Origin of the sequence: Streptomyces hydrogenans (assembly GCF_014656075.1) — a bacterium.
GTDB lineage: Bacteria > Actinomycetota > Actinomycetes > Streptomycetales > Streptomycetaceae > Streptomyces > Streptomyces hydrogenans.
On sequence record NZ_BNBS01000009.1, the window covers coordinates 23,442 to 45,103 of the forward strand.

Consider the following 21,662-nt stretch of genomic DNA (forward strand, 5'->3'; position numbering starts at 1 on the left):
TTCCCCCGGACTCCCGCGGCATCGCGCCCGAGAACCCCCACGCGCGCCGAAGATGCGGGATCATGTGTCGCATGACCGAGGTGTCCTCGCTCACAGGACGGCTGCTCGTGGCCACCCCCGCCCTCGCGGACCCGAACTTCGACCGCGCGGTGGTGCTGCTGCTCGACCACGACGACGAGGGCTCGCTCGGCGTGGTCCTCAACCGGCCCACCCCCGTCACCGTCGGTGACGTGCTCGCCGCCTGGGCCGGCCTGGCCGGCGAGCCGGGCGTCGTCTTCCAGGGCGGGCCCGTCTCCCTCGACGCGGCCCTCGGCCTCGCCGTGATCCCCGGCGACGAGGGGCCGCTCGGCTGGCGCCGGGTCTTCGGCGCGATCGGTCTGGTCGACCTGGAGACCCCGCCCGAACTCCTCGGCCCCGCGCTTGGCGCGCTCCGCATCTTCGCCGGCTACGCCGGCTGGGGGCCCGGCCAGCTGGAGACCGAACTGACCGAAGGCGCCTGGTACGTCGTCGAGTCCGAGCCCGGCGACGTCTCCTCCCCGACCCCCGAGACCCTCTGGCGCCAGGTCCTGCGCCGCCAGCGCGGCGAGCTCGCGATGATCGCCACCTACCCCGACGACCCTTCGCTCAACTGAGCCCCGCCGGGTTCAGTACCCTTGGGTCCCATGAGCACTCTCGAGCCCGAGCGCGGGGCAGGTACGGGAACCCTCGTCGAGCCGACGCCGCAGGTGTCCCACGGTGACGGCGACCACGAGCGCTACGCCCATTACGTCCAGAAGGACAAGATCATGGCGAGTGCCCTCGACGGCACTCCCGTGGTCGCGCTGTGCGGGAAGGTCTGGGTCCCGGGGCGCGACCCCAAGAAGTACCCGGTCTGCCCGATGTGCAAGGAGATCTACGAGTCCATGGGCTCGGGCGGGGACAAGGACAAGGGCGGCAAGGACGGCGGCAAGGGGAAGTAACCCCGCCTCCGTACCCGTCGGGAACGGCCCCCGTCGTACGCACCAGCGGTGCGTGCGACGGGGGCCGTTCGTGTTCTCCGGGGGCGCGGCGGGGGCTTTCCGGGGACGTGCGGGCGGGTGGCTTCCCGGGGCGCGGGCGGGCGGCCTCGCGGGGGTGTGGGCGGGCGGCCTCGCGGGGCTTGGGGCGGCCTTCCGGGGTGTCGCGAGCGGTCGTCCGAAGTGCCGCGAGCGGCGGTCCGGGGCTTCGGGGGCGGCCTCCCAGGGGCGTGGGCGGGTGGCCTTGCGGGGCTTCGGGGGTGGCCTTCCGGGGTGCCGCGAGCGGTGGTCCGGGGCTCCGGGGGCGGTCTTCCGGAGCACCGTCCGCGGGCCTGAATTGGTCGAGACCTCTTGTCGTGATCGCCGGGCGCGCCTAACCTCACCGCTGTTGTTGTGAGGAACGAAACGCCCGTTGCGCATGCTGCAACGCACGCTCGGAGGGGAACGTCATGAAGCTTCCTGCCCGGATCGCCGCCCCCGTCGCCCTGTCGCTCGCCGCCCTCGTCCTGGCCGCGTGCGCCCCCCAGACCTCCGCCCCCGCCGCCGGCGGGGACGAGAAGACCGGCACCCTGCGCGTCTGGCTCTTCCAAGAGGTCGCCAACCAGCCCAAGGAGAAGGTCGTCGACGGGGTCGTCGCCGCCTTCGAGAAGAAGCACCCCGGCGTCGACGTCGAGGTCGAGTACATCCCCGTCGAGACCCGCGCCCAGCGCGTCAAGGCGGCCTTCAACGACCCGAAGTCCGCCCCCGACGTCATCGAGTACGGCAACACCGACACCGCCGGCTACGTCGAGGACGGCGGGCTCGCCGACGTCACCGCCGAGTTCGCCGCCTGGGACCAGTCCGCCGACACCGACGCCACCGCCAGGGAGTCCGTCACCGTCGGCGGAAAGGTCTACGGCGCCCCGCTCTTCGTCGGCGTCCGCGCCCTCTACTACCGCACCGACGTCTTCCGGGAACTCGGCCTCGCCGCCCCCGCGACCCAGGACGAACTCGTCGCGACCGCGAAGCGGATCCGCAAGGAGCGGCCGGAACTGTACGGCCTCGCCGCCGGCGGAGCCTTCACCTACGGCGCCCTGCCCTTCGTCTGGGCCGCCGGCGGCGACCTCGCCACCCGGGACGGCTCCGGCGCCTACGAGGCCGCCCTCGACTCCGACGCCGCCGTCAGGGGCCTCACCACCTACACCTCGCTCCTCGGCGACGACAACTGCCCCGCCGCCACCTGCGCCCAGATGGGCGGCAACGCCACCATCACCGCCTTCGCCGCGGGCAAGGCCGGCATGGCCATCGGCGGCGACTTCAGCCACGCCGCCGTCGAGGCCGGCCAGGTCAAGGGCAAGTACGCCGTCGTCCCGCTGCCCGGCACCACCCCCGGCTCCATCGCCCCCGCCTTCGCCGGCGGCAACAACATCGGCGTCCTGAAGTCCACCTCGCACCGCACCCTCGCCGTCGACCTCATGAAGGGCCTGGCGGGCAAGGAGACCCAGGCCGGGCTCTTCGACGCGATGGGCTTCCTCCCCACCTTCACCGACGTCCGCGCCGACGCCGCCCGCCGCAAGCCCTTCGTGAAGCCCTTCATCGACACCCTCGCCGCCGGCACGAAGTTCGTGCCCGCCACCCCCGCCTGGGGCCGCATCGACTCCTCGCTCGTCGTCCCCACGATGCTCCAGGAGATCGCCAGCGGCCGGAAGGACGTGCGGACCGCCGCCGGCGACGCGGCGAAGAAGATGGACGCGGCCTTCGCCGAGGCGGGGTGACCCGCGTGACGCTCACCGCCCCCGCGCCGCCGGCCCCCGCGGACACCGCGAAACGGCCCGTCCGCCGCCCCCGGAGCCGTACCGGCACCTCCTCCTGGACCCCCTGGCTCTACCTCCTGCCCGCCCTCGCCGTGCTCGGCGCCCTGCTCGTCTACCCCGTCTACCAGCTGGGCCTGATCTCCTTCCTGGAGTACACCCAGGCCCAGGTCAGCGGCGGCGAACCCACCTCCTTCCAGGGCCTCGGCAACTACACGGCCCTCTTCGCCGACCCGCAGTTCCGTCAGGTCCTCCTGGCCACCGTCGTCTTCGCCGCCGCCTGCGTGGCCGGCACCCTCGCCGTCGGCTGCACGCTCGCCGTGCTCCTCACCCGGGTGCGGGCGCTGCCCCGCCTCGCGCTGATGCTCGCCGCGCTCGGCGCCTGGGCCACCCCCGCCGTCACCGGCTCCACCGTCTGGGTCTTCCTCTTCGACGCCGACTTCGGACCGGTCAACAAGCTCCTCGGCCTCGGCGACTTCTCCTGGACCTACGGGCGGTACAGCGCCTTCGCGCTCGTCCTCCTCGAAGTCGTCTGGTGCTCGTTCCCCTTCGTGATGGTCACCGTCTACGCCGGGATCCGGGCCGTCCCCACCGAGGTCCTGGAGGCCGCCGCCCTCGACGGCGCCTCCCAGTGGCGGATCTGGCGCGGCGTGACCGCGCCGCTGCTCCGCCCGATCCTCGCCGTCGTCACCATCCAGTCCGTCATCTGGGACTTCAAGGTCTTCACCCAGATCTACGTGATGACGGGCGGCGGCGGCATCGCCGGGCAGAACCTGGTCCTCAACGTCTACGCCTACCAGCAGGCGTTCGCCTCCTCCCGGTACAGCCTGGGCGCGGCGATCGGCGTCGTGATGCTGCTGATCCTGCTCGCCGTGACCCTGGTGTACCTGAGGCTGCTGCGCCGTCAGGGGGAGGAGCTGTGACCGCCCCCCGCGTCCTCGGCGTCCGCCGACCCGGACGGCTGCTCGCCGAGGCGGCCGCGCTCCTCACCGCCGTCGTCGTCGCCTTCCCGCTGTACTGGATGGTCCTCTCCGCCCTCAAACCGGCCGGCGAGATCCAGTCGACCCGCCCCCGCCCGTGGACCCTCTCCCCGTCCCTCGACTCCTTCCGGCGGGTCTTCGAGCAGCAGGACTTCGGGCGCTACTTCCTCAACAGCCTCCTGGTGGCGACCGCCGTCGTGCTCGCCTCCGCCGTCATCGCCTTCCTCGCCGCGACCGCCGTCACCCGCTTCCGCTTCCGGTTCCGCACCACGCTCCTGGTGATGTTCCTGGTCGCGCAGATGGTGCCGGTCGAGGCGCTGACCATCCCGCTGTTCTTCCTCATGCGCGACGCCGGACTCCTCAACACCCTCGGCTCGCTCGTCCTGCCGCACCTCGCCTTCTCGCTGCCCTTCGCGATCTGGATGCTGCGCGGCTTCGTCCGGGCCGTGCCGGAGGCGCTGGAGGAGCAGGCCCGGATCGACGGGGCGAGCCACGCGCGCTTCCTGTGGACGATCCTCTTCCCGCTGGTCCTGCCCGGGCTCGTCGCGACCAGCGTCTTCTCGTTCATCTCCACCTGGAACGACTTCCTCTTCGCCAAGTCGTTCCTCATCAGCGACACCTCGCAGTCGACCCTCCCGATGGCCCTGCTCGTCTTCTTCAAACCCGACGAGAACGACTGGGGAGGAATCATGGCCGGGTCGACCGTGATGACGATCCCGGTGCTCGTCTTCTTCGTACTCGTACAGCGCCGCCTGGTCTCCGGACTGGGCGGGGCGGTGAAGGACTGACGCGATGACCGACACGGACCTGATCCCGGCGCCCCTGACGGCCGGCCACCCGGAGGGCCTGCTCCCGCTCGGCGCGGGCACCACCCTCGACGCCGGACCCGGCACCGGCCCCACCGCCCGCTGGCTGCGCTCCGTCCTCGGGGACGCCACCGGCCTGCCCCTCCCCGACGGCACCGGCCCGGGCGCGGTCCGGCTGCGGATCTCCCCGGAGACGGAGAAGGAGTACGGCCCCGAGGGCTACCGCCTCTCCGTGAGCGGCGACGGCGTCCTCCTCGACGGCGGCGGCCCCGCCGGGCTCTTCTGGGGCGCCCAGACCCTCCGGCAGCTCCTCGGCCCCGACGCGTACCGCCGGGCGCCGCTGCCCGGGCGGACCTGGGCGCTGCCGTACACCGAGGTCGCCGACCGTCCCCGCTTCGGCTGGCGCGGCCTGCTCCTCGACGTCTCCCGGCACTTCACCGCCAAGGAGGACGTGCTGCGGCTGCTCGACCTGATGGCCGCGCACAAGCTGAACGTCTTCCACTTCCACCTCACCGACGACCAGGGCTGGCGGATCGAGATCGAGCGGTACCCGCGGCTCACCGAGGTCGGGTCCTGGCGGGCCCGCTCCAAGTGGGGGCACCGGGCCTCACCGCTGTGGAACGACACCCCGCACGGCGGGTACTACACCAAGGACGACATCCGCGAGATCGTCGCCCACGCCGCCGCCCGGCACATCACCGTCGTCCCCGAGATCGACCTCCCCGGCCACTCGCAGGCCGCCATCGCCGCCTACCCCTGGCTCGGCAACACCGACGTCGTCGACACCACCGCCCTCACCGTCTGGGACACCTGGGGCGTCAACCCGAACGTGCTCGCCCCGACCGAGGAGGTGCTCCGCTTCTACGAGGGCGTCTTCGAGGAGGTCCTGGAGCTCTTCCCGTCGACCTTCGTGCACGTCGGCGGCGACGAGTGCCCCAAGGAGCAGTGGAAGGCGTCCCCGGCCGCGCAGGCCCGGATCGCGGAGCTGGGCGTCGGCGACGAGGACGGGCTCCAGTCCTGGTTCATCCGGCACTTCGACCGCTGGCTCGCCGACCGGGGCCGGCGCCTCATCGGCTGGGACGAGATCCTGGAGGGCGGTCTGGCCGAGGGCGCGGCCGTGTCGTCCTGGCGCGGCTACGGCGGCGGGATCGCCGCCGCCGAGGCCGGGCACGACGTCGTCATGTGCCCCGAGCAGCAGGTCTACCTCGACCACCGGCAGGACGGCGGCGAGGACGAGCCCGTGCCGATCGGCTTCGTGCGCACCCTGGAGGACGTCTACCGCTTCGAGCCCGTCCCGCCGGGCCTGTCCGAGGCGGCGGCCCGTCACGTCCTGGGCACCCAGGCCAACGTGTGGACCGAGGTGATGGAGAACCGCGCCCGCGTCGACTACCAGGTCTTCCCCCGCCTCGCCGCCTTCGCCGAGGTCGCCTGGTCCGCGCTGCCCGCCCCCGCCGACCGCGACACGGACGGCTTCCTGCGCCGCATGGAGACCCACTACCGGCGCCTCGACGCCCTCGGCGTCGCCTACCGGCCGCCGTCCGGACCCGCGCCCTGGCAGCGCCGCCCCGGTCTCCTCGGGCGCCCGATCGACGGACCGCCCCCGATCGTGTGAGCCGTCTCGCTTCCCGGGGTCACCCGGGAGCGGCGAAACGGGAGTTACCTTCTCTCTCAGGACGTCCCCAGGCGTCCCGGGACGGTTCAGGCCGTCCCGGGCCTCCCGGGCGACCCGGGCGCCCCGCCGGAAGGGGGCGCGCGCGGCCCCTCGCTCCGGACGGCTCGGAACATGTGCCAGAGTTGCCACGTCCGGCCTGTGAGCACGTACGGTACGCCCACACACAGGCGCGCCGTGCGCCCGCTCGCACGTGCGCGGCGGCCGGTCGCAGACGGGGACGTACCGGGACAACCGGGAAGGGGCAGCGGGTTGACCACGCACGCACCACAGACGGCGCAGTCCGTGACGCTGCCCGCCTCGCTCGACGAGGCGGTGGCCGCGCTGACCGCCATGCCGGCGGCCGTGCCCGTCGCCGGCGGCACCGACCTCATGGCCGCCGTCAACCGCGGTCAGCTCCGCCCCGCCGGACTCGTCGGCCTCAGCCGCATCAACGAGATCCGCGGCTGGCAGTACCAGGACGGCCACGCCCTCCTCGGCGCCGGCCTCACCCACGCCCGCATGGGCCGCCCCGACTTCGCCGCCCTCATCCCGGCCCTCGCCGCCGCCTCCCGCGCGGCCGGACCGCCCCAGATCCGCAACGCCGGCACCCTCGGCGGCAACGTCGTCACGGCCGCCCCCACCGGCGACTCGCTGCCCGTGCTCGCCGCCCTGGAGGCGGACCTCGTCGTCGTCGGCCCGCTCGGCAGCCGCGAGATCCCCGTCTCGCACCTGCTCGCCGGCCGCGACCTGCTCGCCCCCGGCGAGCTCGTGGCCTTCGTCCGGGTGCCGCTGCTGCACGCCCCGCAGGTCTTCCTCAAGGCCACCGGCCGCACCGGTCCGGCCCGCGCCACCGCCTCCGTCGCCGTCGTCCTCGACCCGGCCCGGCGCGGCGTCCGCTGCGCCGTCGGCGCGGTCGCCCCGATGCCGCTGCGCCCGCTGGAGGCCGAGCGCTGGATCGCCTCCCTGGTGGACTGGGACAACGACCGGGGGCTGGCCCCGGAGGCCCTGACGGCCTTCGGCGAGTACGTGGCCGCCGCCTGCGTCCCCGATCCGCCGGGTGACGAGCAACTGCCGCCCGCCGTCCTGCACCTGCGGCGCACCGTCGCCACACTCGCCCGCCGGGCACTGGGGAGGGCCCTGTCGTGAGCACCAGCAACCACGAGCCGAACGAGACGGCGGCCCCGGCCGCGCCGGGCGGCTGGGAGCCGATCCCGCAGAGCGAGGGGTACGACGAGGGCGCGACCGCCTTCGTCCACCTGCCGCCGGAGTTCATGCTGGACGGGGTGCCGCTGGAGGCCCCCGGCCACGGCTACACGCCGCCGATGATCGTGCCGCTCCAGCCGCTGACGCAGGCGGAGCGGTCCGACGAGGGCGTGGAGTTCTTCGCGCCGGAGCCGTTCCCCGAGGCGTTCCAGGAGCGGGGTCCCGAGCCGCTGCCGCACGGCTACGGCGAGGAGGCCGCGGGCGGTCCCGCCGCGCACCCGTACGGCGAGCACGACCCGCACGCGACGGCGCAGTGGCACTTCGGCGGGACCGGACAGTGGGAGGTCCCGCCCGTCCCGGAGGCGCCGCGGGCCCTCCAGGAGCCGCCGCGGGCCCCCGGCTTCCCGGCCGCGCCCGGCTTCCCGGCCGAAACCGATTTCCCGGCCGCGCCCGACTTCCCTGCCGCGCCCGCGTTCCAGGCCGAGTCCGACTTCCCGGACGCGCCCGTCGCGGACGAGCCGGTCGTCCCCGAGCCCGTGTCGTACGAGCAGGCTCCGCCGACGCTGCCGGGCGGCGCCCCGGCGCCGTGGGCGGTGCCGGAGGCCGTGGCGGAGCCGGAGGCCGAACCCGCGGCCGAGCCCGCCGAGGAGCCCGAGCCCGCCGAGGAGCCGGAATCCGTAGAGGAGCCGGAGCCCGCCGAGGAGCCGGAGCCCGTGGAGGAGCCCGAGGCGGAGGCCGTCTTCGAGGAGCCCGGCGCCGAGCCGGACGCCCCGGTGCCCTCGTACACCTCCGTCGACAGCGACGAGCACCCGCACACCTCCTACGTGCTGCGGGTCAACGGCGCCGACCGGCCCGTCACCGACTCCTGGATCGGGGAGTCGCTGCTCTACGTGCTCCGCGAGCGGCTCGGCCTCGCCGGGGCCAAGGACGGCTGCTCGCAGGGCGAGTGCGGGGCGTGCAACGTGCAGGTGGACGGCCGGCTCGTGGCCTCCTGCCTGGTGCCGGCCGCGACCGCCGCCGGATGCGAGGTGCGGACCGTCGAGGGACTCGCGAGCGACGGCGAGCCGTCCGACGTGCAGCGGGCGCTCTCCCGCTGCGGCACCGTGCAGTGCGGCTTCTGCATCCCGGGCATGTGCATGACCGTGCACGACCTGCTCGAAGGCAACCACGCCCCCACCGAGCTGGAGACCCGCCAGGCCCTCGCCGGCAACCTCTGCCGCTGCTCCGGCTACAAGGGCGTGCTCCAGGCCGTCGAGGACGTCGTCGCCGAGCGCGCCGCCGGCGCCACCGAGCACGCCACCGCGGGCGAGGACGACGCCTCCGCCCGCATCCCGCACCAGCACGACGGAGGCAGGGCGTGAGCAGCGACGCGACGACCGCCATTCCCACGCTCCCCTTCGCGGAGGCCGCCGGGCCCGCGCCGGAGCCCGAGACCCCGCTCCACGGACTCGGCGCCTCCCTCCCGCAGGCCGACGCCCGCGCCAAGGCCGAGGGCACCTTCCCGTACGCCTCCGACCTCTGGGCCGAGGGCCTGCTGTGGGCCGCCCTCCTGCGCTCCCCGCACGCCCACGCCCGGATCGTCTCGATCGACACCTCGGCCGCCGAGGCGATGCCCGGCGTGCGGGCCGTGGTGACCGCCGCCGACGTGCCCGGCGCCGCCACCTACGGCCGGCAGGTCGCCGACCGGCCCGTCTTCGCCGACGGCCTCGTCCGGCACCACGGCGAGGCCATCGCCGCCATCGCCGCCGACCACCCCGACACCGCCCGGCTCGCGACCGCCGCGATCCTCGTCGAGTACGAGCTCCTGGAACCCGTCACCGACCCGGAGAAGGCGTTCGCCGCCGAACCCCTCCACCCCGACGGCAACCTGATCCGGCACATCCCGCTCAGCTTCGGCGACCCCGAGGCCACCGGCGAGATCGTCGTCGAGGGCCTCTACCGGGTGGGCCGCCAGGACCCCGCCCCCATCGGCGCCGAGGCCGGACTCGCCGTGCCCCGCCCCGACGGCGGCGTCGAGCTGTACACCGCCTCCACCGACCCGCACACCGACCGCGACCTCGCCGCCGCCTGCTTCGGCCTCGCGCCCGACCAGGTCAAGGTCGTCGTCACCGGCGTGCCCGGCGCCACCGGCGACCGCGACGACCCCGGCTTCCAGATCCCGCTGGGCCTGCTCGCGCTGCGCACCGGCTGCCCGGTGAAGCTCACCGCGACCCGCGAGGAGTCCTTCCTCGGCCACGCCCACCGCCACCCCACCCTGCTGCGCTACCGCCACCACGCGGACGCCGACGGCCGCCTGGTGAAGGTCGAGGCGCAGATCCTGCTCGACGCGGGCGCGTACGCCGACTCCTCCTCCGAGTCCCTGGCCGCCGCCGTCGCCTTCGCCTGCGGCCCGTACGTCGTCCCGCACGCCTTCGTCGAGGGCTGGGCCGTCCGCACCAACAACCCGCCCTCCGGCCACGTCCGCGGCGAGGGCGCGATGCAGGTCTGCGCCGCCTACGAGGCGCAGATGGACAAGCTCGCCGGCCGCCTCGGCGTCGACCCGGCCGAGCTGCGCATGCGGAACGTGCTGGCCACCGGCGACCTCCTGCCCACCGGCCAGACCGTCACCTGCCCCGCCCCCGTGGCCGAACTCCTCGCCGCCGTACGCGACTTCCGGCTGCCCGCCCTCCCCAAGGACACCCCCGAGGAGGACTGGCTGCTGCCCGGCGGCCCGGAGGGCGCGGGCGAACCCGGCGCGGTCCGGCGGGGCGTGGGCTACGCCCTGGGCATGGTGCACATGCTCGGCGCCGAGGGCACCGACGAGGTCTCCACCGCCACCGTCCGCGTCCTGGACGGCGTCGCGACCGTCATCTGCTCGGCGGTGGACACCGGTTCGGGCTTCTCGACCCTCGCGCGCCAGATCGTCCAGGAGACCCTGGGCGTCGACGAGGTCCACGTCGCCCCCGTCGACACCGACCAGCCCCCGGCCGGCGCCGCCACCCACGGCCGCCACACCTGGGTCTCCGGCGGCGCCGTCGAACGCGCCGCCAAGATGGTCCGCACCCAGCTCCTCCAGCCGCTGGCCCACAAGTTCGGCATGTCGACCGAGCTGCTCCAGATCAGCGACGGCAAGATCACCTCGTACGACGGGGTCCTGTCGACCACCGTCGCCGAGGAGATGGACGGCAAGGAGCTGTGGGCCACCGCCCAGTGCCGCCCGCACCCCACCGAGCCGCTGGACGAGTCCGGCCAGGGCGACGCCTTCGTCGGCCTCGCGTTCTGCGCGATCCGCGCGGTCGTCGACGTCGACATCGAGCTCGGCGCCGTCCGGGTCGTGGAGATGGCCGTCGCCCAGGACGTCGGCCGGGTCCTCAACCCCGCCCAGCTCGCCACCCGCATCGAGGCGGGCGTCACCCAGGGCGTCGGCGCGGCCCTCACCGAGAACCTGCGCACCGCCCGCGGGCTGGTCCGCCACCCCGACCTCACCGGCTACGCCCTGCCGACCTCGCTGGACGCGCCGGACATCCACATCGTGAAGCTCGTCGAGGAACGGGACGTCGTCGCGCCCTTCGGGGCGAAGCCGGCCAGCGCCGTCCCGGTCGTCACCTCGCCCGCGGCGGTGGCGGCGGCGGTCCGCGCCGCGACCGGCCGCCCGGTCAACCGGCTGCCCATCCGGCCCCAGGCGGCGGTGGCGGCCACTCCCTGACCGGAGGAACGGGGCGGCTGAGGTCGGAGCTTTGAGCCTGAGCTCTGAGGCCTGGCCTTGAGGCCCGGCCGCCCCTCGCCGCTTCCCTCCCCGCTCCCCTCACTCCTCCGCGATCTCCACGCGGGAGGTCAGCTGGGAGGCGGCCAGTACGGCCCCGCGCGTGAGGAGGGCGGCCAGCAGGATCGTCGCCCACCCCTCGACGTGCATCGGCGAGACCTTCGGCGCCAGCCAGGACAGCAGCCACCAGATCAGCGCGTCCTGCGCGAACCCGATCGCCCCGAACACGGCGAGCATCGGCACCGGCACGCGCCCCGAGGGCCCGACGTACACGAGCTGGGTGAGCACGACCATGACGAGCGCCGTCATCATCAGCCCGAGCAGGGCGTCGACGTCCTCGCCGTCGAAGGTGATGCCGGGCAGCAGCCCCCCGGCCAGGCCGACACCCACGAGGATGCCCAGTCTGCGTCTGCCGTGATCATTCATGCGGCGGACTGTGGCACATCCCCGGACGGTCCGGGAAGACCGTCCGGGGATGTGCGGAAGTGGAGACCGTGGCGGGATTCGAACCCGCGTCACTCGCTTTGCAGACGAGCCCCTGAACCACTCGGGCACACGGTCATGTGGTGTGGCGACAACGACGACGTTAGGCGCCGCCGGGAAGGGCCTCAAGGGTTTCCGGGGGCGTGCCATGGGACCGCAACGGGGCTGCCATACGCCGTTCACAGAACGGCGCGGGGACCTGATGGATTCGGGGATGCGAGGGGTGGCTTGATAGCAGGAGTAAACGTTTAGGCATCCGTGGTGGGCGGGCTGGTGGAGTGCGGTGTCCCTGTTTTGTGCGGCTGTCCGGATTTCGATGCGCACGTCTGTGCGTGTGCGTGTGCGTGCGTAAACTGCGATCCTTCATCGAGGGATCGGGGGGAAGCGTGTCGTTCGAGGAAGAGTGGGGCGCCGCGATGAGGCTCAACGGACTGCCCAACGACCCGGGACGGTGGAGCCCGGGCGTCGACCTCTCCGTGAAGCAGGACCACCTCGGCGCGATCGGTCATGCCGCGTACGAGCTGCACGGACGGCTGGCGAAGGACGGCAACCACGCCCGCATGGACAGCTACGAGGCGGCGACCGCGCTGTCCGGCCACGCCTTCCGTACGGGCTCGGCCCTGACCACCGTCCAGGAGACCTGGGGCTTCCAGCTCCGCACCCTGCTGCACGCGGTCGCGCACATCTCCAACCACCTCGACTACAGCGTGGCCTCGCACGCGAAGGACGACGCGGAGGTCAGTGCCTCCCTCTCCGTTTCCAAGATCAGCGAATACTTCACGTAGGCGGGGAGCGGACGGACCGTGCTGACTTTCGACGACGTGTACGGGGCGCCTCTGGGCCGGATGAAGGACGCGGCGGACCGCTGGGCCGAGATGAAACGCAAGCTGGACGAACTCGCCGGGGACGCCCGCCGGACGATGGCCGATCAGACCAGGGCCGAGGACTGGCGCGGCCTGAACGCCGAGGTGACGAAGCCCTTCATCGACAAGACAACCAAGGAGTTCGCCGACGCGGCGAAGGCGGCCGAGGGGATCCAGAGGATCCTGAAGGACGGCTATGAGACGTTCAAGCAGGCCCAGGACGAGCTGAAGAGGCTCGTGGAGGTCGAGGCCCCGGGGCAAGGGCTTCTCGTGAAGGCCGATGGGTCGGTGGAGGTCCGCCACCCGGTGGTGAGGGACGCCACCACCCGCAACGACCCGGAGTACGACCGGACCTTGCGGAACGAGCAGTTCAAGGTCAACGCCATGGCGCAACGCATCAAGGCCGCCGTCGAACGCTGCGACGACGCCGATGTGTCCTGTGCGAACGCCCTGCGCGCCAACATCACCGGCGACGCGCACAACTTCAGCGCCCCGACGTACAAGAGCCTCGACGCCGAGGAGGCTGCCCGGGCCGCCGAACTGGCGCGGAAGGGCCGGAACCTCACGCACGCGGAGCTGGAGCAGCTCAACGAACTCCTCGCCGACAACCAGAAGGCGGGGGAGTTCTCCCGGGCCTTCTACGACCGGCTCGGCACGGAGGCTGCGCTGGAGTTCTTCGGCGAGCTGGCGGCCGACACCGGCGGGCAGGGTTCGCAGGAGCGGGACGAGGAGCGACTGGAGGACGTCCAGGCCCTCCAGAGGAACCTGGGCCTCAACCTCGCCAACGCCACGCGCGGGGACGAGGGGTGGGCCAAGGAGTGGTCCGCAGAGCTGCGGAAGCTCGGCACCGAACGCGTCCCGCTCCCCTCGCGCCCCGACGGCACCGGCCCCTACGGCTACCAGCTGCTCGGCGGGCTCCTGCGGTACGGCGACTACCACCCGAAGTTCCTCGTCCCGATCGCCGAGCACGTCACCCAGCTCCACGCGAAGGAACCGGACCTCTTCAAGCCCGACCGCACGCTGATGGGTCCCCGCGCCCAGGGCACGTACAACCCCTCCGGACTCAACGGTCACGGCTTCGACCCGGTGATCCCGGTCCTGGAAGCGCTGGGGCACAGCCCGGAGGCGGCGAAGCAGTTCTTCTCCGCCGAACCCACGTCGTACGAGCGGGACGGGAGGGAGGGCGGGACGCTGGACCTAGGGAAGGACAAGGAAGGCAAGGACATCGCGGACTACCTCGGCTGCTTCGCCGATGAGAAGTACGCGTCCTTCTCGGACCACGTCAACGGGGACGACGCCTCGGGGGCCAAGGACTACATGCCGGACGCGCTGGGTCATGCTCTGGAGGCGGCGACGCTCGGGCACGCCTGGGACGATGCGAGTGCGGGGCTCCGCAGGGATGCCACCACAGGCGAGATCATGGCGGACGTCGTGGAGAGGTACGGCAGCGACGCCGAGTTCGTCAAGAAGCATCACTCGGCGCTGGCAGACAGCCTGGGCAACATGGGGGCCGGCTACGTAGACGACCTGAGCTGGGCGCTGGACGGGAACGAACTGACCTCCCCCTACGCGCCGGACGTCGACGGCAAATCGCTGAAGGACACCGCGGACATCAGGGCGGGCCACCCTGAGTTCGGCGAGCAGAACGCGACCAACTTCCTGAGTGTCCTGGGCCAGTACCCGGACGCGTACGCGTCGATGTCCACGGCCGACCGCCTTTACACCACCAGCATGCTGGAGGCGCAGGTCGGCACCGACGGGCGGATCGACGAGAGCGCCGCCATCAAGGCCGCGGCTACGGGGGCTCAGCTTCAGGGCATCCTCGACGAATCGCGCGCGGGGCAGATCAAGGCCGAAGGCGAGAAGGTCATCGAGGACTACGAGAAGGCGCAGGAAGAGCGTGGCGCGTGGGTGCAGTTGGGAGCGACCGCGGCCATCGCGGCAGGGGTCGCCTTTGTGCCGGCCACCGCCGCCGCCGCTGGAGCTGCTGCCATCCTCGTCCCGCTCGCGATCGACACGGGTTCAGGCGCCATGGAGACGTTGGCGGGCGTGGTCGTCGGGGATTGGTCGGAGAAAGCCAACGAAGAACACAAGGACGCCACGGAGGACGCGGTCGACGAGGACCGGCAGGCCGTCTACACGGCCGGCAGGCACAGCGCCCTGTCTCCGATGAACCACTTCGTCGACGCGCACAGGGGCCAGGGGAGCGAGGGGTTCGAGGGGAACCTCTACGTGGCTGCGCGCCTGGGCTATCTCGACGGAAACGCGCTCGCCGAGCAGGTCGGCCAGGGACCAGAGACAAGGTGATCGCATGGGACTGCGGAACGTTTCCGTCAGAAGGGTGCTGCAAGGCGCTGTCCTCGGGCTGGCCGTGTGCCTCCTCGCCACCGCCTGTGGCAGGGGCGAGGAGCCGGAACCGGAGCGCGTCATGGCTGAGCAGCAGTGTGATGGCACCCTGTCGCCAGGCGCGGCCCGCGCTCTGGAGACAGTGATGCACACGAAGCGCTTCTCACACGATCCGAGAGGTGGGCTGGAGCGGACCGCCGAGGCGTTGGTGGCAGATCACGGCAAGGGCGAGCGGAGATCGCCGACGCGCCGTCTGTGTCGCGCCAATCCGGCGGGGAGTTCGGACAGGATCACCGTCGCATTCCACCTCTACAGGGACACCGAGCTGGCTCGGGGCGACCGCGTGGCGAGTCTTCATCCGTACGCCATGGGCGTGGAAGCCCTGTCCGGGCCGAAACGGGCGCTGCTCTACGTCAGGTGCGCCAGCCCCCGGCTCAAGGGGTCCGATAAGCACCCCGCCCGTGTCATGGGCCAGCTCGACTTCATCCGGTCCGATCTCTCCGACACCGCCCCCATCCGCGAGGCCCACCTCACGATCCTCCATTCCGCGACCCTCGCCGTCGTCCGGAAGCTCGGCTGCGAGGACGACGCCGGGCTGGCCGAGAAGCCCGTCCTCAAGCCGCTGCCCGAGTAGGGGGCGTAGGACCAAGGGGGGACGTGGGGATACGACCCGCGACAGGGGTCACCTGGGGATACGGCCCTTACCCTGAGGGGATGAGCGCCCTTGAACCCCGTGAGGCCGGCATCGACGCCGGACCGATACCCGTCGACGCACCCCGTGGCTCCGTCCTGGACTCCGCGCACCGCGCGCTCAGCATCGGCATCGTCTCCGTCGTCCTGCTGATCGCCTTCGAGGCGACCGCCGTCGGGACGGCGATGCCGGTGGCCGCGCGGGAGCTGGACGGGGTGTCCGTGTACGCCTTCGCCTTCTCCGCGTACTTCACGACCAGCCTGTTCGGGATGGTCGTCGCCGGGCAGTGGTCCGACCGGAACGGGCCGCTGGTGCCGCTGACGGCCGGGATGAGCGCCTTCGCCGCCGGCCTGCTGCTGTCGGGCACGGCGGGCGCGATGTGGGTGTTCATCCTCGGGCGGGCCGTGCAGGGGCTCGGCGGCGGGCTGGTGATCGTCGCGCTGTACGTGGTCGTCAGCAGGGCGTACGCGGAGCACCTGCGGCCCGCGATCATGGCGGCCTTCGCGGCGAGCTGGGTCGTGCCTTCCGTGGTCGGACCGCTCGCCTCCGGGACGATCACCGAGCACCTGGGGTGGCGGTGGGTCTTCGTCGGGATCCCGGCGCTCGTCGTGCTGCCGCTGGCGCTCGCGCTGCCGGCGATCCGGCGCACGGCCTCCGGGCCGGCCGACCCGTCGGCGCCCGTCGCGCCCTGGGACCGGCGCCGGATCCTGCTGGCGCTCGCGATCTCGGCGGGCGCGGGGCTGCTCCAGTACGCGGGGCAGGAGCTGCGCTGGCTGTCGCTGCTGCCCGCAGCCGCGGGCGCGGCGCTGCTCGTGCCGGCGGTGCGGGGGCTGCTGCCGCGCGGCACGGTCCGGGCGGCTCGCGGGCTGCCGTCCGTGATCCTGCTGCGGGGCGTGGCCGCCGGGTCCTTCATCGCGGCCGAGTCCTTCGTGCCGCTGATGCTCGTCACCCAGCGCGGGCTCAGCCCGACCCTCGCCGGGCTCTCGCTGGCCCTCGGCGGGCTGACCTGGGCGCTCGGCTCGTGGATCCAGTCGCGGCCGTGGACGGAGCCGTACCGGGAGCGGCTGGTCGTGCTCGGGATGCTGCTGGTCGCCCTGGCCATCGCGGCCGCGCCCAGCGTGCTGCTGCCGGGGGTGCCGGTGTGGGTGGTCGCGGCCGCCTGGGCCGTCGGCTGCCTCGGCATGGGCGTGGTGATCGCCTCGACGAGCGTGCTGCTGATGAAGCTGTCCCCGCCGGAAGAGGCGGGCGCGAACTCGGCCGCGCTCCAGATCTCGGACGGGCTCTCGAACGTCCTGCTGCTCGCGGCGGGCGGCGCGGCCTTCGCCGCCCTCGGCGGCGGGGCGGTCGGCCACGCGGTGGCCTCCACCGCCTCCGAGGCGTCCCACCCGGGGGCGTTCGCGGTCGTCTTCCTGCCGATGGCGGGGGTCGCGGCGGCGGGGGCGTGGGTCGCGACGCGGCTGCGGGACGGGCGCCCCGGCGAGTAGTACCACTCTGGCCCCAAGGTGGTACCGTTCTGGTATGGCCATGAACCTGCGTCTTCGCGACGACCAGACGGAAGCCCTCAAGCAGCGCGCCGAACAGGAGGGCACGAGCATGCACGCGCTCCTCCTCAAGGCGGTGGACGACTACCTCGCGCGCACCGCGCAGGAGGCGATCGTGCGGAAGACGGCCATGGAGCAGGCGGCCAAGTGGCACGAGCTGATGGAGCGGCTCAAGTGACCTGCGTCTACCTCTCCGCCGAGGACGTCCTGGTCATCGCCGGATACGCGGTCGACGACCAGGTCGTCGTCGTACGTGACGCGGGGCTGCTGGAGTCGGCGGTGCACAGGCCGTCCGCGGCCATGTTCGGCGAGGAGGCGTACCCCGACCTCGTCGACAAGGCCGCCGCGCTGCTCCAGTCCCTCGCGGTCAACCATCCGTTCGTCGACGGGAACAAGCGCACGGCGTGGCTCTCCTGCGTCACCTTCCTCGCCATGAACGGCGTCCAGCTGCGGCCGGACATCGACGCGGCGGAACGCCTGGTCATCGATGTCGCCACCGGCTCGCTCGACGAGGTGAAGACGATCGCGCAGGGGCTGCGCGAGCTGACGGTCCCCGACGTGAGCTGAGTCGCACCCGCCTCGTGTGCGATCGAGGTTCCGGCCGGGCCGCCGGTAAGGTGGCCCGGTTGTCATATCTGGACGAGCGTCGAACCGGAGATCGTGACTACCACCGCCACCTCCTCTCATCACCTCTCTCCCGCCTTTCCCGGGCGTGCTCCCTGGGGCACCGCCGGCAAGCTGCGCGCCTGGCAGCAGGGCGCGATGGAGAAGTACATCCAGGAGCAGCCCCGTGACTTCCTCGCGGTCGCCACGCCCGGCGCCGGCAAGACCACCTTCGCGCTGACCCTCGCGTCCTGGCTGCTGCACCACCACGTGGTGCAGCAGATCACGGTCGTCGCCCCCACCGAGCACCTGAAGAAGCAGTGGGCGGCCGCCGCGGCGCGGATAGGGATCAAGCTGGACCCGGAGTACAGCGCCGGGCCGCTCAGCAAGGAGTACGACGGCGTCGCCCTGACGTACGCCGGCGTCGGGGTCCGCCCCATGCTCCACCGCAACCGCTGCGAGCAGCGCAAGACCCTCGTCATCCTCGACGAGATCCACCACGCCGGTGACTCCAAGTCCTGGGGCGAGGCGTGCCTGGAGGCGTTCGATCCGGCCGCGCGCCGGCTCGCCCTCACCGGCACGCCCTTCCGCTCCGACACCAACCCGATCCCCTTCGTGACCTACGAGGAGGGGAACGACGGCATCCGGCGGTCCTCCGCCGACTACACCTACGGATACGGGAACGCGCTCGGCGACGGCGTCGTCCGGCCTGTCATCTTCCTGTCCTACAGCGGCAACATGCGCTGGCGCACCAAGGCGGGCGACGAGATCGCCGCCCGCCTCGGCGAGCCGATGACCAAGGACGCCGTCTCGCAGGCGTGGCGCACCGCGCTCGACCCGCGCGGCGACTGGATGCCGAACGTGCTCCGCGCCGCCGACCAGCGCCTCACCGAGGTGCGGAAGTCGATCCCCGACGCGGGCGGTCTGGTGATCGCCTCCGACCAGGACTCGGCCCGCTCCTACGCCAAGCTGATCCGCGAGATCACCGGCACCAAGGCGACCATCGTCCTCTCCGACGAGGCCGCCTCCTCGGACCGCATCGACGAGTTCAGCGAGTCCACGGACCGCTGGATGGTCGCGGTCCGCATGGTGTCCGAGGGCGTCGACGTGCCCCGCCTCGCCGTGGGCGTGTACGCGACGACGATCTCGACGCCGCTGTTCTTCGCGCAGGCCGTCGGCCGTTTCGTGCGATCCCGCAGGCGCGGCGAGACCGCGTCCGTGTTCCTTCCCACCATCCCCAGCCTCCTCGGCTTCGCCAGCGAGATGGAGGTCGAGCGCGACCACGTGCTCGACAAGCCCAAGAAGGAGGGCGAGGAGGACCCGTACGCGGAGTCCGAGAAGGAGCTCGCCGAGGCGGAGAAGCTCCAGGACGAGGACACCGGCGAGCAGGACATGCTGCCCTTCGAGGCGCTGGAGTCCGACGCCGTCTTCGACCGCGTCCTCTACAACGCCGCCGAGTTCGGCATGCAGGCCCACCCCGGCAGCGAGGAGGAGCAGGACTACCTCGGCATCCCCGGGCTCCTCGAACCCGACCAGGTGCAGCTGCTGCTCCAGAAGCGGCAGGCCCGGCAGATCGCGCACAGCCGCAAGCGGCCGGACACCGAGGCGGACCTGCTGGAGCTTCCCGCGGAGCGGCGCCCCGTCGTTTCCCACAAGGAGCTGCTGGAGCTGCGCAAGCAGCTCAACACCATGGTCGGCGCCTACGTCCACCAGAGCGGCAAGCCGCACGGCGTGATCCACACCGAGCTGCGGCGGGTCTGCGGCGGCCCGCCGAGCGCGGAGGCCACGGCCGGCCAGATCCGCGAGCGGATCAAGAAGGTGCAGGAGTGGGCCACCCGGATGCGGTGAGCGAGGCTCCGGGAACGTGAGGAGGCCCGTACGACGACGGTCGTACGGGCCTCCTTCCCGTCCCGCGGGTGCGGGGCGGGAGCCGGGGCCGGCCCCCACGGACGGCCGTCCGGCACCCTCCACGCTACGGGCACGACATAGCCGTATCTGTCAGCCAAAGTCCCGAGGAGGGCCGACGAAAGTCCTGAACCGTCCGCATCCGGTCGCCCGCGCCCGGATTCTGGACGAGGTCTTCCGCTGAGCGGAGCGGGTCGCTACTGTCCCGGCACAAAGCAACCGCCCCGTGGCAGCGCCGCCGCGGAGCGCAGCCGGTGTATCCCCTTCCTGCCGGCGGCCTCTGACGTGCGTCGCCGACGGGACCGGCGCCGCGAACCCCGTGGGAGCCCGCCGCCACTTTCTCTTTCGAAGGAGAGGGCGTCGTGACCGCGGAGACCTCCCAGACGCTCGACAGGGGACTCAGAGTCCTCAAACTGCTCGCCGACACCGACCACGGCCTGACCGTCACCGAGTTGTCCAACAAACTCGGGGTCAACCGGACCGTGGTCTACCGGCTGCTCGCCACCCTGGAGCAGCACGCCCTCGTCCGCCGCGACCTCGGCGGCCGGGCCCGCGTCGGCCTCGGCGTGCTGCGCCTCGGCCGGCAGGTCCATCCGCTGGTGCGGGAGGCGGCCCTGCCCGCCCTGCGCTCGCTCGCCGAGGACATCGGCGCGACCGCGCACCTGACGCTCGTCGACGGGGCGGAGGCGCTCGCCGTCGCCGTCGTCGAGCCCACCTGGACGGACTACCACGTGGCCTACCGGGCCGGCTTCCGCCACCCGCTGGACCGGGGCGCGGCGGGCCGGGCGATCCTCGCCGCCCGCCAGGGCACCCTCATCGAACCGGGCTTCACCCTCACGCACGGCGAGCTGGAGGCCGGGGCGAGCGGGGCGGCCGCGCCGCTGGTCGGCGTGACCGGCGTCGAGGGCAGCGTCGGCGTGGTCATGCTCGCGGACGCGGTCCCCGAGCGGGTCGGCCCCCGCGTGGTGGACGCGGCCCGCGAGGTCGCGGACGCGCTGCGCTGACGCGCGCGGCACCCGGGGCACCCGTCGGACGCCGGGTGCCCCTTCCGCGTGCCCGGACGCGCCTACCGGAGCAGCAGGTCCGCCACCGTCGTGCGCGCGTGGTGGACCGAGCGGCCCGTGCGGGTCGTGGTCAGCAGGCCGGCCGCGCGCAGGGCGGCCGTGTGGGCCGAGACCGTGGCCGCGGACACGCCCACGGCCCGGGCCAGCTCCGTCGTCGTACGGGGCGCGGGCAGCGCGCGCAGCACCGCCGCCCTCGTGGGGCCGAGCACGCCCGCCAACGGCTCCCCGGGGCCGTCGGGGGCCTCCGGCGCGGGCGGCAGCCCCGGGCCCGCCGGATAGGCGAGGACCACCGGCCGCCCCGGACGGTCCTGCACCAGCGGCCCGCCCCGCCAGTGGAAGGTCGGCAGCAGCACCAGGCCCCGCCCGCCGAGCCGCACCTCCCCGCTCCCGGCCGGCCACGTCCACACCGCGCCGTCGAAGCGGGAGCCCGGCGCCAGCGCCGTCAGCGCCGCCCCCAGGCCGCCCTCGGCCAGCGCGACCGCGTGCCGCGCGAACTCCGCCCGGTGCAGGTCCTGCACCCGCCCCCAGACGGGCGCCAGGACCGCCCCGTAGGCCGCCCGCTGCGCGTCCCCGAGCGTCCGCCAGCCCTCCGCCCCGCCCGCGTGCAGGGACCTGACCCACGCCGGGGCCGGGCCGTGCCCCGCGTACACCCGCGCCAGCTCGGACCGTACGAGCTCCGGCGCCGCCGCCCGGATCTCCGCGAAGCCCTCCTGCCGGGTCCCGCCCAGCACGTCCAGGAACGCGGGCGCCGAACCGCCCGGCACCAGATCGGCCAGCGGCCCCGCGCCCGCCGGCAGGGCCCGCGCGGTCCTGGCCCGCCAGCGCCCGAAGAGCAGCCCCTCATGCGGCGCGCCCAGCATCAGCAGCGCCGCGTGCAGCTCCGGCACGGGCGACGGCCGCGGCGCGCACCGCACCCGTGCCAGGTCCTCCGCCGTGAAACGCACCCGCAGCAAGCCCACGACCCCCGTCGTCCCGTCGTCGTCCCGTCCAGCCTTGAGG

The 21,662-nt window shown here is 73.2% G+C and carries 19 protein-coding genes and 1 tRNA gene; 17 read left to right on the forward strand and 3 right to left on the reverse strand.

What is annotated here, in order from left to right:
• Positions 1–71: 71 nt before the first annotated feature.
• The 9 genes from IE321_RS06405 (at position 72) to IE321_RS06445 (ending at position 11,110) form a co-directional block, all read left to right on the forward strand.
• Entirely contained in the window at positions 72–632 is a 561-nt protein-coding gene (locus IE321_RS06405) for a YqgE/AlgH family protein (RefSeq protein WP_043227504.1), read from the forward strand.
• 30 nt (positions 633–662) lie between these two features.
• Positions 663–959 (forward strand): DUF3039 domain-containing protein, encoded by a 297-nt coding sequence (locus IE321_RS06410; RefSeq protein ID WP_043227505.1) that lies wholly within the window; start codon positions 663–665, stop codon positions 957–959.
• A gap of 485 nt (positions 960–1,444) precedes the next feature.
• Positions 1,445–2,749, forward strand: coding sequence for an extracellular solute-binding protein (locus IE321_RS06415; protein ID WP_190222079.1), 1,305 nt, complete (start codon positions 1,445–1,447; stop codon positions 2,747–2,749).
• A gap of 5 nt (positions 2,750–2,754) precedes the next feature.
• Positions 2,755–3,708, forward strand: coding sequence for a carbohydrate ABC transporter permease (locus IE321_RS06420; protein WP_308076609.1), 954 nt, complete (start codon positions 2,755–2,757; stop codon positions 3,706–3,708).
• Positions 3,705–4,553, forward strand: a complete 849-nt coding sequence (locus IE321_RS06425) for a carbohydrate ABC transporter permease (RefSeq protein ID WP_190222081.1) — start codon at positions 3,705–3,707, stop codon at positions 4,551–4,553. The genes IE321_RS06420 and IE321_RS06425 overlap by 4 nt, the downstream gene beginning before the upstream one ends.
• A 4-nt stretch (positions 4,554–4,557) precedes the next feature.
• The gene (locus IE321_RS06430) at positions 4,558–6,183 is read left to right on the forward strand and encodes a beta-N-acetylhexosaminidase (RefSeq protein WP_190222082.1); all 1,626 of its coding nucleotides are present in this window, start codon (positions 4,558–4,560) and stop codon (positions 6,181–6,183) included.
• A 309-nt stretch (positions 6,184–6,492) separates the two neighbouring features.
• Entirely contained in the window at positions 6,493–7,368 is an 876-nt protein-coding gene (locus IE321_RS06435; RefSeq protein WP_043227513.1) for an FAD binding domain-containing protein, read from the forward strand.
• Complete coding sequence (locus IE321_RS06440) at positions 7,365–8,786, forward strand: (2Fe-2S)-binding protein (protein WP_226651603.1); 1,422 nt, start codon at positions 7,365–7,367, stop codon at positions 8,784–8,786. The genes IE321_RS06435 and IE321_RS06440 overlap by 4 nt, the downstream gene beginning before the upstream one ends.
• Positions 8,783–11,110 carry a xanthine dehydrogenase family protein molybdopterin-binding subunit gene (locus IE321_RS06445; protein WP_043227516.1) on the forward strand — a complete coding sequence of 776 codons (2,328 nt, stop codon included), beginning with the start codon at positions 8,783–8,785 and terminating at the stop codon, positions 11,108–11,110. The genes IE321_RS06440 and IE321_RS06445 overlap by 4 nt, the downstream gene beginning before the upstream one ends.
• A 99-nt stretch (positions 11,111–11,209) precedes the next feature.
• On the opposite strand, the gene IE321_RS06450 is transcribed toward IE321_RS06445, so the two are convergent.
• Both IE321_RS06450 and IE321_RS06455 read right to left on the reverse strand, forming a co-directional pair.
• The gene (locus tag IE321_RS06450) at positions 11,210–11,593 is read right to left on the reverse strand and encodes a hypothetical protein (RefSeq protein WP_190222083.1); all 384 of its coding nucleotides are present in this window, start codon (positions 11,591–11,593) and stop codon (positions 11,210–11,212) included.
• A 60-nt stretch (positions 11,594–11,653) separates the two neighbouring features.
• Positions 11,654–11,728 (reverse strand) — tRNA-Cys (locus IE321_RS06455).
• Between the two features lie 308 nt (positions 11,729–12,036).
• On the opposite strand from IE321_RS06455, the gene IE321_RS06460 reads away from it, so the two are divergent.
• From IE321_RS06460 to IE321_RS06495, 8 genes are all read left to right on the forward strand, one after another.
• Positions 12,037–12,435 (forward strand): hypothetical protein, encoded by a 399-nt coding sequence (locus IE321_RS06460; protein WP_226651604.1) that lies wholly within the window; start codon positions 12,037–12,039, stop codon positions 12,433–12,435.
• Positions 12,436–12,453: 18 nt separating this feature from the next.
• Complete coding sequence (locus IE321_RS06465) at positions 12,454–14,820, forward strand: hypothetical protein (RefSeq protein WP_190222084.1); 2,367 nt, start codon at positions 12,454–12,456, stop codon at positions 14,818–14,820.
• Between the two features lie 121 nt (positions 14,821–14,941).
• The gene (locus IE321_RS06470) at positions 14,942–15,493 is read left to right on the forward strand and encodes a hypothetical protein (RefSeq protein WP_190222085.1); all 552 of its coding nucleotides are present in this window, start codon (positions 14,942–14,944) and stop codon (positions 15,491–15,493) included.
• Positions 15,494–15,573: 80 nt separating this feature from the next.
• On the forward strand, positions 15,574–17,034 hold the full coding sequence (locus tag IE321_RS06475; protein ID WP_190222086.1) for an MFS transporter: 1,461 nt from the start codon (positions 15,574–15,576) through the stop codon (positions 17,032–17,034).
• 34 nt (positions 17,035–17,068) lie between these two features.
• Positions 17,069–17,269 carry a ribbon-helix-helix protein, CopG family gene (locus IE321_RS06480; protein ID WP_190222087.1) on the forward strand — a complete coding sequence of 67 codons (201 nt, stop codon included), beginning with the start codon at positions 17,069–17,071 and terminating at the stop codon, positions 17,267–17,269.
• Complete coding sequence (locus IE321_RS06485; protein ID WP_190222088.1) at positions 17,266–17,658, forward strand: type II toxin-antitoxin system death-on-curing family toxin; 393 nt, start codon at positions 17,266–17,268, stop codon at positions 17,656–17,658. Before IE321_RS06480 ends, IE321_RS06485 begins: the two co-directional genes overlap by 4 nt.
• Positions 17,659–17,748: 90 nt before the next feature.
• Positions 17,749–19,542 carry a DEAD/DEAH box helicase gene (locus IE321_RS06490; RefSeq protein ID WP_043227524.1) on the forward strand — a complete coding sequence of 598 codons (1,794 nt, stop codon included), beginning with the start codon at positions 17,749–17,751 and terminating at the stop codon, positions 19,540–19,542.
• A 419-nt stretch (positions 19,543–19,961) separates the two neighbouring features.
• On the forward strand, positions 19,962–20,603 hold the full coding sequence (locus IE321_RS06495) for an IclR family transcriptional regulator (protein ID WP_030753286.1): 642 nt from the start codon (positions 19,962–19,964) through the stop codon (positions 20,601–20,603).
• Between the two features lie 62 nt (positions 20,604–20,665).
• On the opposite strand, the gene IE321_RS06500 is transcribed toward IE321_RS06495, so the two are convergent.
• Positions 20,666–21,622 carry an ArsR/SmtB family transcription factor gene (locus IE321_RS06500; RefSeq protein WP_308076613.1) on the reverse strand — a complete coding sequence of 319 codons (957 nt, stop codon included), beginning with the start codon at positions 21,620–21,622 and terminating at the stop codon, positions 20,666–20,668.
• Between the last annotated feature and the right edge of the window lie 40 nt (positions 21,623–21,662).

Coding starts and splice junctions, on each gene's coding strand:
- IE321_RS06405 (WP_043227504.1), top strand. CDS start 72: ATGACCGAGGTGTCCTCGCTCACAGGACGGCTGCTCGTGGCCACCCCC.
- IE321_RS06410 (WP_043227505.1), top strand. CDS start 663: ATGAGCACTCTCGAGCCCGAGCGCGGGGCAGGTACGGGAACCCTCGTC.
- IE321_RS06415 (WP_190222079.1), top strand. CDS start 1,445: ATGAAGCTTCCTGCCCGGATCGCCGCCCCCGTCGCCCTGTCGCTCGCC.
- IE321_RS06430 (WP_190222082.1), top strand. CDS start 4,558: ATGACCGACACGGACCTGATCCCGGCGCCCCTGACGGCCGGCCACCCG.
- IE321_RS06450 (WP_190222083.1), bottom strand. CDS start 11,593: ATGAATGATCACGGCAGACGCAGACTGGGCATCCTCGTGGGTGTCGGC.
- IE321_RS06470 (WP_190222085.1), top strand. CDS start 14,942: ATGGCTGAGCAGCAGTGTGATGGCACCCTGTCGCCAGGCGCGGCCCGC.
- IE321_RS06475 (WP_190222086.1), top strand. CDS start 15,574: ATGAGCGCCCTTGAACCCCGTGAGGCCGGCATCGACGCCGGACCGATA.
- IE321_RS06480 (WP_190222087.1), top strand. CDS start 17,069: ATGGCCATGAACCTGCGTCTTCGCGACGACCAGACGGAAGCCCTCAAG.